This window comes from Trinickia caryophylli, from assembly GCF_034424545.1.
GTDB lineage: Bacteria > Pseudomonadota > Gammaproteobacteria > Burkholderiales > Burkholderiaceae > Trinickia > Trinickia caryophylli.
This window is the reverse complement of record NZ_CP139970.1, coordinates 3,009,236-3,021,752: the sequence shown is the minus strand read 5'-3', so window position 1 is coordinate 3,021,752 and position 12,517 is coordinate 3,009,236. Positions and strand designations below refer to the sequence as shown.

At 62.2% G+C, this 12,517-nt stretch carries 8 protein-coding genes and 1 pseudogene; 6 read left to right on the top strand and 3 right to left on the bottom strand.

Features of this window, described 5'->3' with window-relative positions:
- Positions 1–162 precede the first annotated feature (162 nt).
- From dalD to U0034_RS13620, 3 genes are all read left to right on the top strand, one after another.
- Positions 163–1,563, top strand: a complete 1,401-nt coding sequence (dalD, locus tag U0034_RS13630) for a D-arabinitol 4-dehydrogenase (RefSeq protein ID WP_085230383.1) — start codon at positions 163–165, stop codon at positions 1,561–1,563.
- Positions 1,564–1,660: 97 nt separating this feature from the next.
- Positions 1,661–3,145, top strand: coding sequence for a xylulokinase (gene xylB, locus U0034_RS13625; protein ID WP_085230384.1), 1,485 nt, complete (start codon positions 1,661–1,663; stop codon positions 3,143–3,145).
- A gap of 35 nt (positions 3,146–3,180) precedes the next feature.
- On the top strand, positions 3,181–4,131 hold the full coding sequence (locus U0034_RS13620; protein ID WP_085230385.1) for a sugar-binding transcriptional regulator: 951 nt from the start codon (positions 3,181–3,183) through the stop codon (positions 4,129–4,131).
- Between the two features lie 68 nt (positions 4,132–4,199).
- Here U0034_RS13620 and U0034_RS13615 read toward each other — a convergent pair whose 3' ends face one another.
- Both U0034_RS13615 and U0034_RS13610 read right to left on the bottom strand, forming a co-directional pair.
- On the bottom strand, positions 4,200–4,973 hold the full coding sequence (locus tag U0034_RS13615; protein ID WP_085230386.1) for a lysine/arginine/ornithine ABC transporter substrate-binding protein: 774 nt from the start codon (positions 4,971–4,973) through the stop codon (positions 4,200–4,202).
- 114 nt (positions 4,974–5,087) lie between these two features.
- Positions 5,088–5,831, bottom strand: a complete 744-nt coding sequence (locus tag U0034_RS13610) for an SDR family oxidoreductase (RefSeq protein WP_085230387.1) — start codon at positions 5,829–5,831, stop codon at positions 5,088–5,090.
- A gap of 99 nt (positions 5,832–5,930) precedes the next feature.
- On the opposite strand from U0034_RS13610, the gene U0034_RS13605 reads away from it, so the two are divergent.
- Complete coding sequence (locus tag U0034_RS13605) at positions 5,931–6,839, top strand: AraC family transcriptional regulator (RefSeq protein ID WP_085230388.1); 909 nt, start codon at positions 5,931–5,933, stop codon at positions 6,837–6,839.
- A gap of 401 nt (positions 6,840–7,240) precedes the next feature.
- Here the strand turns inward: U0034_RS13605 and xopC are convergent, their stop codons facing one another.
- Positions 7,241–9,736: a XopC/Rsp1239 family type III secretion system effector gene (xopC, locus tag U0034_RS13600; RefSeq protein ID WP_114717859.1), complete on the bottom strand. Its 2,496-nt coding sequence runs from the start codon at positions 9,734–9,736 to the stop codon at positions 7,241–7,243.
- Between the two features lie 539 nt (positions 9,737–10,275).
- Between xopC and U0034_RS13595 the strand changes: the two are divergent.
- Positions 10,276–11,016: pseudogene (locus tag U0034_RS13595) on the top strand (AraC family transcriptional regulator); the annotation flags it as partial.
- 236 nt (positions 11,017–11,252) lie between these two features.
- Positions 11,253–12,482 carry a hypothetical protein gene (locus U0034_RS13590; RefSeq protein ID WP_085230389.1) on the top strand — a complete coding sequence of 410 codons (1,230 nt, stop codon included), beginning with the start codon at positions 11,253–11,255 and terminating at the stop codon, positions 12,480–12,482.
- The last annotated feature ends 35 nt before the right edge of the window (positions 12,483–12,517 follow it).

Genomic DNA, 12,517 nt, shown 5'->3' with positions numbered 1-12,517 from the left:
CCCGCGCCACCGTCCCTTCCGCTTGTTCTGTCCCCGGACTGCTTGCGCACCGCGCCTTGACTTTCGCGCGCCCGAATCCGATCATTCGCCCATCGAAAGAACAAAAGATCGCATTCGCCCCGCAGGATGGACGGAGCGGTCGTTTCATTCAGGAGACAAGCGATGGACAAACCGGCGAGCAGCGCTGCGAACGTGATCCTGCATCTTGGCGCGGGGTCCTTCCACCGGGCACATCAGGCGTGGTATCTGCACCGCCTCAACGAAGCCGCTCCTGCGGGAGAGCCGAAGTGGTCGCTCACTGTCGGCAACATCCGCGGCGACATGAACGCGGTGCTCGACGCACTGGCCGGACAAAAGGGCGTGTATACGCTCGAAACCGTCACCCCCCAGGGCGTGCGGACCTATGAGACGATCCGATCGATCGAGCGCGTCGTACCGTGGTCAGCGGGCCTCGAAGGGCTCGTCGAGGCCGGTGCGGACCCCGCCTGCAAGATCGTGTCGTTCACCGTAACCGAAGGCGGCTATTACCTCGACGAGCACGACCGCCTCGACACGTCGAACCCGGACATCGCGGCCGACCTGAGCGGGGCACGCACGACCATCTACGGCGCACTGGCCGCGATCCTCGACGCCCGGCGCACGCGCGGCGCAGGCCCCGTGACGCTGCAAAGTTGCGACAACCTGCGCAGCAACGGCGAGCGCTTCGAGGCGGGCATGCGCGCCTTTCTCGAAGCGCGTGGGCTCGAAGCGCTTTCCGCATGGTTCGAGCAGAACACGACTTGCCCGAATTCGATGGTCGATCGCATTACGCCGCGCCCGACGCCCGACGTGCGCGAACGCGTGAAAGCCGCCACGGGCGTCGACGACGCCTGCCCCGTCATGGGCGAGTCGTTCATCCAGTGGGTCATCGAAGACCGCTTCGCCGCGGGCCGGCCGGCGTGGGAGCGTGCCGGTGCGGAACTCGTCGATTCGGTACTGCCCTACGAGGAAGCCAAGATCCGCATTCTCAATGCGAGCCATAGCTGTATTGCCTGGGCCGGTACGCTCGTGGGCCTCTCTTATATTCACGAAGGCACCGGCGACGCCGACATCCGCGCTTTCGCGCACGCCTATGTAACCGAAGACGTCATTCCGAGCCTCACGCCGAGCCCGCTCGATCTCGCCCGCTATCGCGACGTCGTGCTCGAGCGCTTCGGCAACCCTTATATTCAGGACACGAATCAGCGCGTCGCGGCCGACGGGTTCTCGAAGATCCCCGGCTTCATCGCGCCAACGCTTGCCGAGTGCTTCGCGCGCGGCGTGGAACCGAACGCGACGGCCGTACTGCCGGCGCTCTTCTTCCGCTTCCTCGACCGCTGGCAGCAAGGCGTGCTGCCATATGCGTATCAGGACGGCCTGCTCGACGAGCCGGCCACGCGCGCATTCTTCACGGCGGCGGATCCATTGGCCGCCTTCAGCGCCTCGCGCCTGCTCTGGGGCGGCATGGCCTCGAAGCCCGAACTCGTGGCGGTACTGCGCAGCGCGCTCGCACGCGTCGATGCCTGGCTTGCCTCGCGGCACTGACCGGGCCCGGGGGCATGCACGCATTGCGGTGCGCCGTACCCCGCGGCTAAAGTAGCGCATCGCGCTTTTCGACACCGACCTCAGGGATTCCCCCGCCATGTATCTCGGCATCGATCTCGGCACGTCCGAAGTGAAAGTGTTGCTGCTCGCGCCCGATGGGCGCGTGCTCGGAACGGCCGGCTCTCCTTTTACCGTCTCGCGCCCCCACCCGCGCTGGTCGGAGCAGAATCCGGCCGACTGGTGGGAAGGCACGTGCCTCGCGCTCGCGAAGTTGCGCGAGGCCCACCGCGAGGCGTTCTCAGCGGTACGCGGCATCGGCCTGTCGGGGCAGATGCACGGCGCTGTGCTGCTCGACGAGGCCGATCGGGTGCTGCGTCCCGCAATCCTCTGGAACGACATGCGCAGTGTGGACGAATGCGACGAGCTGACCGATCGCGCACCCGAACTGCACCGGATCGCAGGCAATCTGGCGATGCCCGGGTTCACGGCGCCCAAGCTGTTGTGGGTGGCGCGCCACGAGCCCGAGATATTCCGCCGCACGGCCTGCGTGCTGCTGCCCAAGGATTACCTGCGGCTCAAAATGACCGGCGAGAAAGTCTCCGACCCATCGGACGCAGCGGGCACGCTGTGGCTCGACGTGGCGCGCCGCGACTGGTCCGACGCGCTGCTCGACGCATGCCGTATGAGCCGGGCACAGATGCCTCGGCTCGCGGAAGGCAGTGCGCCGTCGGGCGTGCTGCGCCCCGAGATCGCGCGCGAATGGGGGCTCGGCGCCGGTGAGGTGATCGTGGCCGCCGGCGGCGGCGACAACGCCACGAGCGCAATTGGCATCGGTGCGACCGAGCCCGGCGACGGCTTCGTGTCGCTCGGCACCTCCGGCGTACTGTGCGTCGTCGGCGACCGCTTTCTGCCGAATCCCGCCTCCGCCGTGCATGCGTTCTGCCACGCGATTCCGGAGCGCTGGCATCAGATGAGCGTCGTCCTTTCGGCGGCAAGCTGCCTGCGCTGGGTGTGCAAGCTGACAGGCACCGACGAGCCGACGCTCGTTGCGGAGGCCGCAAAGCTGCCGGCCGAAGCGCTGGCCACCGCGCCGGTCTTTCTGCCTTATCTGTCGGGCGAGCGCACGCCGCACAACGATCCGTTTGCCCAAGGGGTTTTCTTCGGCATGACCCACGCGACCGATCGCGCGCTGCTCGGCTATGCCGTGCTCGAAGGCGTGACGCTTGCGTTGGCCGACGGTCTCGACGCACTGGCCGCCGCAGGCACCCGGCCGCACGCGCTGTCGCTGCTCGGCGGCGGCGCGCGCAGCGCGTACTGGGCGCAGTTGCTGGCGGACGCGCTCGCCACGCCCACGCGCCAGCACGGCGGCGGCGAGACGGGCGCGGCGCTCGGCGCGGCGCGCCTGGGGTGGCTCGCGGCAGGCGGCGAACCGAAGACCGTGCTCGCGAAGCCGCCCGTCGTGGCGGAATTCACGCCGGACGAGACGCGTCACGCGCAGTTGCGGCTGCGGCTCGATGCCTATCGCGAGCTTTACCGGCATGTACGGCCGCTCTTCGACCCGTCGCGCGAGCGGCTTGCCTGAACCTGCTTCGACGTTTTGAAGGTACCCAAGCATCCGTGTCCAAGTCCAACGAAAAACTCGACCTCGCTACACGCGCCGCGTGGCTTTACTACGTCGCGGGCGATACGCAGAACGAAATCGCCGAGAAGCTGCAGGTATCGCGGCCTGTCGCGCAACGGCTCGTCGCCTTCGCCGTCGAAAAGAATCTGATCCGCGTGCGCGTGGAGCATCGGCTGGCCGATTGCCTGTCGCTGGCCGACCAGCTTTGCGCGCGATACGGCTTGTCGATGTGCGAAGTGGTGCCGGTGGACGACGACAGTGCCGAAGCGATCGATAGAAAGCTCGCCGTGGCGGGTGCACAGGTGATGGAACGGTACCTCGGCGAAGATAAACCGATGATCGTCTCGGTAAGCAGTGGCCGCACGCTCAAGGCGGCTGTCGATCAACTGGGACAGATCGATCGGCCTCAGCATCGGCTCGTGTCGATGGTGGGGGCGATCGCGCAGGACGGATCGTCGAATCGCTATGACGTGGCCCTGCACATTTCGGAAAGGACGGGTGGCAAGCACTTCCTGTTGCCCGCGCCGCTGATCGCCGATAACGAAGCCGAGCGTACGCAGTGGTGCAATCACCGGCTTTATCGGATTGTGGAAGCACTCACCGCGCAGGCCGATGTGGCGTTTGTCGGCATCGGCGATATCGGACCGCAATGTCCGCTGCATGTGGATGGGTTCATCACCGCAAGCGAGGTGGACGAGCTGATGCGGCTCGGGGCGGTCGCCGAGATGCTGGGCTTGCCGATCGATGCCGAGGGCAAACGCGTGGAATCGGCTACGGGACGGCGCGTGACGAGCGTGCCGCTCGATGCGCCGCCGAAGCGGCCGACCATCGGCTTCGCGGGCGGCGCCCGCAAGCATCGCGCCGTGCTCGCAGCGCTCAAGGGCGGCTGGCTTTCTGGGCTCGTGACCGACGAGGCTTGTGCGCGGGCGGCGTTGGAGGAGTGCTGACGAGCGGAACGCGAAGCCCGCTCCGATAGGATCGGGACTCGGCGGCTTCCTCGTCGATGTGTGCGGGCTTATTTTCCGTAAGCGTCGAAGTCGAAGTATCTCCGGACGATCTTGTCATACGTACCGTCCCGACGCATGTTCGCGATCGCGGCGTCTATCTGCGCCTTCAGATCGCCATCTTCCTTGCGCAAGCCTACCGCCGTACCCACGCCGAAAATTTCATCGTCGTAAAGTTCGTCGCCGGCACGGCCGAATCCTGCTGCCTGCGGCGTTTTCAAAAACCCATATTCGGCTTGTGCGGCGTTGGTCAGCGTTGCATCGAGCCGCGCTGCCAGCAAATCGGCATACACCAGGTCCTGATTCTGGTATGACTCGATGACCACCCCTTCGGGCTCCCAGTACCGCTTCGCGTAGATTTCCTGCGTGGAACCCTGAACGACCCCGATCCTTTTCCCCCTTAGCGCGGCGACCGTCGATGTCAGCCCCCGCTCTTTCCTGGCTACGAGTTCTGTGGGAATGTTGTACAGCTTTGAAGAAAACGCGATCTGCTTGGCGCGCTTCGGCGTAATCGACAGGGCCGACACAATGGCGTCGAACTTGCGAGCCTTCAGCGCCGGGATGAGGCTGTCGAACTCGCTGTCGACCCATACACAGTTCGCATGCATGCGGCGGCAGATTTCATTGCCGAGATCAATATCGAATCCGACGAGCCTTCCATCCGGGTTTTGCGAGTGAAACGGGGGATAACTCGCCGCCGATCCTAAACGGACCGTCGACCACTCCTTCGCATCGGCAATGCCGATGGCCAGCATTGCCATCACGAGAATTGCAAGTTTTCCCATGTACGTTTCTTGGTCCGCTTATCGATTAGCCGATGATACCAAGCGCGGTACCGATATATTTATCGAACCATGAGCCTGCCTGAAGAAGAATCCCCGGGTCAGCGCATAAGCCCGTCAGCCGGCCGCGGCTAGCGCTCGAGCATCGGCGCCCGCGGCCAACCGCATCGGACACGACGGGTCGTTCGCCGCACGCCAGACCGCTTCGGCCACGTCGATCGAACATGTCACTTCCGACGACTGCTGCCACTCCGAGAAAATGCGCTGCGCCAGTTCCGCGTATGGCGCGGGAAAGCCCGCTTGCATGCGGGGCTGCGCGTTCTCGCCGAAACGCGTCTCAGGCGCGCGCCCAGGAAGGACCAGCCTGGCTCGCACGTCGAACGCCGCCAATTCGAGCGCAAGCGACTCGGTAAACGCATTGACCGCCGCTTTGCTTGCCGTATAGACCGAGAGCAAAGGCAGCGAGCGCAGCGTCACGCTCGACGTCACGTTCACGACCACGCCGGCTTTGCGTTGCCGGAATTGCGGCAACACCGCCTGAGTCACGGCGATCGTTCCCAGTGTGTTCGTTTCGAATACCTCGCGCGCAACCTCCATCGGCGTGCCCTCCAGTGCGTTGAGCACGCCGATCCCGGCGTTGTTGACGAGGACATCGATCGGCCCCGCGGCATCTATTGCCCGATCAATGCTTTGCGGATCGGTGACGTCGAGTGCGAGCACGAGCAATCGCTGCGACCGGGGCAGTACCTCCTCGTTCGGCGTGCGCATCGTGGCGATCACACGCCAATCGCGCTCCAAGAAATAGCGGGCGGTTTCGAGGCCGAACCCGGACGAGCATCCGGTAATGAAGACGGTTTTCAAAGCGGGCTCCGTTGATCGTTTGCAGTACCGAAACGATAGAGCGCCGAACCCGTACTCGCTACAATCGGGCGTCCAGGTTTCGTTAGCAATAGTCCGGTCATGATCGATCCGCTTTCAGAAGTCGTTACCCTGCTGCAACCGACGGCCGGGCTGTCGAAGATCGTCAGCGGCGCGGGGCAATGGCGCGTCCGACGTCAGGAAGCCGGGCAGCCCTTCTACTGTGTGGTGCTCGACGGGAATTGCCAGCTCACTGTCGACCGGCATGGGTCGATTCAGCTCGCGGCAGGCGACTTCGTATTGATTCCGGCGGCGTACGGTTTCGCGATGTCGAGCCATGAACCGGCGGAATCGAAGCCGGACATCGACAGTCAGCCCGTCGCGCTCGCGAACGGCGAATTCAGGCTGGGCGCTCGAAGCGGCTCGCCCGACGTGCGGCTGATCGTCGGCCATTGCAGCTTCGGCTCGCCCGATGCGGCATTGCTCGTCTCGCTACTCCCTGCGCTCGTACACGTTCGCGATGAAGCCCGTCTCGCGACACTCGTGCAACTGCTGCGGGATGAATCGCGCGCGCAAAGGCCCGCGCGCGATGTGGTCATGACGCGGTTGCTCGAGGTGCTGCTGATCGAAGCGTTTCGCTCCACGCCTGCGATATCGGCACCGTCAGGGCTATTGCGTGGGCTCAATGACAGCCGCCTCGCCGTCGCGATACGGCGAATGCATGAAGATCCTACACAGGCGTGGACCGTGGCAGGCCTCGCGAAGGAAGCCGCCCTCTCTCGCTCGGCGTTCTTCGATCGGTTCAGGCGCGCGGTGGGCGTGGCACCGATGGCCTATCTGCTCGCCTGGCGCATGGCCCTTGCCAAGAACCTGCTGCGACGAAATGAAGGCGGCATTGCGGAAGTGGCACAGCGTGTCGGCTATAGCTCCGCAAGTACCTTCAGCGTGGCGTTCAGCCGGTTCGTCGGCATGCCGCCGACAGAGTTTGCCCGCACGAGTGGCGAACCCTGAGCGGCTTCGCCGCGGCAATTTTGCGGCACACGAGGAGTGTGTCAAATAAGGCGCGAGCCTCAAACCATTCAAAACGGGTCGCCGCCACACGATCCTGGTCGATCGACCGTTATTTCCGCGCTCAGGCCAGACGGGCACCCGCATCAAGTCACAAGTTGCGCATGATGTACACGTCGATTCCGCCAGATATCACGACGCCGCCCCCCCCGGACCTTTCCGCGCCGGATAAGCAGCACATGACCCAGCAGCGTTCGGGTCATCCCGTCCCGCTCGCGAAAAAGACAGGATGTAAGCGCATCTCAGCAAACGTAGACAGCCGCTAACAACGAATGTGCCGGAGGAGCGCCCTCCGGCACACCAGTGTCGACGGATTGACCGCCATTCCTGCCGGCGGGATACGACTACAGATCCGTCATGCTACCTGTAACGCGCGTCGGGATTCCTGCCACATCGATGTGCTGCCCCACGTCGCCGCGCTGAGGATTGACGATGACGCCTTCAACCCGGCGTCCTTGGGCAGCGAGTTCCGCAGCCTGTGATACATCGGTCGGCTGGTCTCCATAGGAGATGATCGGAACGTCCTCAGCGATCGACAGGGTTTCGAGACTCTGCCTGAGCCTGTCGCCGCGAGGTTTCCCGTCGGTGCGTTTGACCACGCTTGTATCTGGGTGGGCATAGGCCACCGCGCTATCGAGCGCCATACGCAGCGCAACTTCATCGTCGCCACGTAGTGCCTGAGTCAGTTGTCTCTGCAGCGCTTCCGGCATGGCGGCGCCATGCTTGCCGGGCTTTGCGCGGGTAACCATCGGCGTACCGGATACGACGTCGAAGTAATGCATCATCTTCAGGTGATTCACTTCGCTTTCGAGATCCCCCTGTCCCCGATTGCTGATGAGAATCACTCGTGAAGAGGCCGTGCGGGATTTGTCCAACAACTCTCGTGCACCGGGCAGGAGAGCGAATTGGATATCCGGAAACGGAACGTCACGTGGCGTCTCATCCCGGCGTGGACGGGTCAGCCGCTTGTATTCCCGTGTGAATTGGGCATATATAGCGTTGGTTGCCATCAACGCTCTCGATTTGTCCAGCTCGGGTAGCATCGTCCGGACGAAGTCCTCTGCGATGTGCCGCTTGAATATTCCGGGATTGGCCATCAGGTGGTCCCGGAAATCCTCTTGCTTCATCATCACGAGTGGATCACCCTCGCCTGCGGTGTCGCCCGCCTGCATCCGGACACGCAGGCGAGCAACGGCTTCGCCGAGTTCGGGCAGCGCTTTCATGTGCTCCCTCGCGGAGATTGCCAGTGCGTTATGCATGAGTTGATAATTCATGCTCTTCTCGTCGCGCAGACAATCATCCCAGTCGAGCACGACCACCTGTTTTACATCCGATGCCTCGATAGATGCGCGGCTTGCACTGCTGACCTCGTTGAGCTCCCGCACGATTTCCTGCGGCGATTTTGGCTTTGCCCGAAGGACCGGCAACAGGGAATCGTTTTCTCCCTCGAGAACCCGCGAATTGTTCACGAACGCGCGGGCCGATTCGGTACCCATCGCCTCCTGCCTTTGTTGCAGCAAATCCATTCTCGTGCCGGCATCGGGCGCGTCAGGATCGATGCCGACGTTGTGCAGGTGTGCCCGGTCAAAGAACCGCTGCTGCAACGCCTCGAATCTTGCCACGGCCTGATGATCATCAGGATCGATCGCGTACGCAATCAAGATCATCGCCTCGCTGTTGGTCATTCGATCGCGCGGCATACCGAGCTGCGCCAGTCGGTCGGAAACATGGCGATCGGGATCCCACGTGGCGAGAGTCTGGTCGAGGAACTGCCGGACTTCGGCCGACATGGTCAGTTGTGACGAAAATGGATGAGCGCTTAATGCAGCGAAAGCCAATACATTGGCATTTGCTCCTCGAGCCGCCGATTCCATTGCGAGTGCAGATCCGCCAGCCTGGATATGGTCGTCGGCAATGACCACGTTATCGCCCCCACGCAGCTCCGATGTCACAAAGAACGGCTGCTGCACCAGACGGCCTATCGGGCTGGCCTCTGTACGCGAGGTTCGCGACAATCCAATGAGTGACTTATGATCGGTGAATACTATCGGCGGGCGTTTCTCGGTGCGAGCTGCTCGCCCTTCCATCCGATTCAGCGAATCGGCAAGTTCGGTCTGCTCGCAGAACGTGAAGAAATTGAGTGTGCTGTCTTCGACATATGGGTCACGCGACGGCCGCACCAAGTGCACAACCCCGCCCCGGCTTCCGAGCATCTCCACCACGTGCCGGTGCAGCCGACCAATATATTCTCCGCGGGCCTGGTCGATGGTCGCCGTGGCCGCAAACCCGCGGATAGCGCGCACGCCGCTCCGCTGCGTACTCAACAGCGGGCTGGTTTTCAGCTGTCCAATCTTGCTGTCATTCCCTTCCACAGGCTCGTCGGTGTACAAGTCCCGCCCGCGCTTGCCGAGGTGCCGCACCACGTAATAGTCACGCTTGCCTTCGGACAGCGCATCCACCATGGACAGAGACGGTTTCTCAGTCGCGAATTCACTAAAGAATACGGGTGCCTCGGTCGCGGTGCGGTGATGATACAGCTGCGAGTCAACTCTTGCCGCGCTTCCCAACTGGTGCGGAGAAAGACGAAACCTTCCCTGACTCGGCGGTGTGGCGCGGTGTCGGATCATCATTTCACTCAGTTGTCGACGTCTCGCCGTAGAGGTAGCTGGCGCGTCCTCCGGCGGGCGAGGCGTGTGACGGAGCTTGCCTAGTCCGGTGAGCAGAGCTGCTTTGCTGATAGGGCTTTGCCGGCCAACCAGAAGCGGCTGCTCGGGCAACGGATGCTCATCGCTCGATCCCGATTGAGAGACGAACGTTTGAATGGAGGTTATCGGTTGCATAATTGAAAGTAATAAAATAAAGAAACAAACCACATGCCGTCTTTATGAAATACGCACCTCCTTTAAAAAATAGAACCGCCATGCGCCCTGCCAGAAGCAACGCGCACAACCTTTTAACTCGAAGGCAGCATATGCCGCTGCACGGAGCATCGCCATGCGCAACTCCCGGATATGCGGATCGTGACTAGCCGCCCCATCACCAAAACATCGACTCCAAAATCGAAATAAGCATAGGAAACAACTTCGCCTACCCGGCAAGCCCTCAGTCCATTTAACTCCGCCTCGCAACACAAACTAATTTCGATAGATAATCATCGATTTTATTAACCACCGAATCTAAATAAATCTCGGAAAGCGAATTTTTTTCAACGAAAACGAAATTTTTCTCAATCGCCTCAATTCGAAATAATTAGGCATTTCGCATAAATCAGTTTTTTACACCGAGGCTTGCATGTATCACCCACCGTTCTCCGGCTCCGCTGAAGCCGTCCATCCATCGCCCCGCAGAGAGTCGAAAAACGAAACACGCCTGGCATGGGTCGATTCAGCTCGCGGCAGGCGACTTCGTATTGATTCCGGCGGCGTACGGTTTCGCGATGTCGAGCCATGAACCGGCGGAATCGAAGCCGGACATCGACAGTCAGCCCGTCGCGCTCGCGAACGGCGAATTCAGGCTGGGCGCTCGAAGCGGCTCGCCCGACGTGCGGCTGATCGTCGGCCATTGCAGCTTCGGCTCGCCCGATGCGGCCTTGCTCGTCTCGCTACTCCCTGCGCTCGTACACGTTCGCGATGAAGCCCGTCTCGCGACACTCGTGCAACTGCTGCGGGATGAATCGCGCGCGCAAAGGCCCGCGCGCGATGTGGTCATGACGCGGTTGCTCGAGGTGCTGCTGATCGAAGCGTTTCGCTCCACGCCTGCGATATCGGCACCGTCAGGGCTATTGCGTGGGCTCAATGACAGCCGCCTCGCCGTCGCGATACGGCGAATGCATGAAGATCCTACACAGGCGTGGACCGTGGCAGGCCTCGCGAAGGAAGCCGCCCTCTCTCGCTCGGCGTTCTTCGATCGGTTCAGGCGCGCGGTGGGCGTGGCACCGATGGCCTATCTGCTCGCCTGGCGCATGGCTCTTGCCAAGAACCTGCTGCGACGAAAGGAAGGCGGCATTGCGGAAGTGGCACAGCGTGTCGGCTATAGCTCCGCAAGTACCTTCAGCGTGGCGTTCAGCCGGTTCGTCGGCATGCCGCCGACAGAGTTTGCCCGCACGAGTGGCGAACCCTGAGCGGCTTCGCCGCGGAATCCGACCACACGCGAACGCCCGGGACGATATCCGAATGCCATCGACGGAAGCCGGCGAATAGTCAGCCGCGCGGACCAGATAACCCTCGCAAGGAAGGCTCGCAACTGGCAGTTGTGATAGGACGCATTTGTTGGGCACGCCCTATCCTTGCATGGACGTTCAACCGCGGCCCGGGCGTGCTCCGAAGCCGTACATCCATCGCCCGGCCAGGGAGAAAAATGAAAAAACGCCTCTTCGTTGCGGCGCTGCTTCTCGTCGCCGGCGCGATGCTTTGCGCACCCCGCTCGCCGGCCTATGCGGACGCCGTCCGCCCTTCTTCGACGTCATCTGCCTGCTCGATTCCCACCGATCTTCCGGATGGCGCACACTCGCTCGAACATTTAGCCTGGCAGTTGTTCGTCGCAGCGAACTGTGCGAGCGGAAATCCTGGTTTGCCGCTCGCCTGGGAAACCTGGCCGGAGCAGACGTGCTTGACCAGCGGCGGCAGGGACTGCGCCGGTAAGGCAGGAAGGCAGCGCTTGCACGCGAGCGTGCTCGCGGCGAAAGGGCGCGACCTTCCCGCCTTGTGTCAGGAGATGACCACCGAGAAGAATGCTATCGACAGCGCATTCTTACCGTTCATACCGAAGAATTTGTCGTCCAATCCGCTGTTTTGCGAAGAAGTCCACGTCAATCAGGCGGAAGCCGATTTCATTACGTCGCCGCCCGGCCGCAATATCAAATACAGCCTTCAGACACTTCCTGGACAAAGAGACTTCATACGCAGCAACGGCCCCCTCTCTTTGCCGTCATCCGCTATCGAGGTTAAAGCCGATTGGTTGCCATCGACCTCCATCAACCCCGCTTTTACCTGCGACAAGATAAGCAACGAGTTCTATGTCGAGAAGATCGGCGACGAATGCTATGCCCTCGTCGGTCTGCATTTCACTTCGAAGGTCCGCCCTAACTGGGTATGGGCGACATTCGAGCCGCAAAGCACCGCCACGAATCCCAATCGTTGCAACCCGAAGCTGTATTCAAATTGCTCCGACCAGTGGGGCTCGCTCTCATCGAGCACGGGCGGTAAGACCGGCATGACGGAGGACTTGCGGACGCTGATGGACGCGGCCGCGCTTCGCCGCGCGTTCTACAACTACCGATTGGTGGGCGTGCAAGCGGATTACGTCGACTCCGACGGTAAGGCGATACGGCTTGGCAATTCGTTCACCGAATTCAATGCGCAGGTGTTGCCTCAGCAGTCGTCGTGTATAACGTGCCATTCGTATGCGTCGTTCACGAGCAACGCCAACCCGATCGTCGAGAATCCAAATTTTGGCGCTTTCCCCGGTACGCCTGCCATCGGAAAGCCGGCCGCACTCGATGGCTGGAGCCGGCAGGACTTTTCGTGGCTATTGGGAATCATGCCGCCGAACGGCACTGTTGGTGCGGGGACTTCGGGGAAAAAGTGAACGCACTCCTCTCGGTCACGCGATCCTGCTCCATG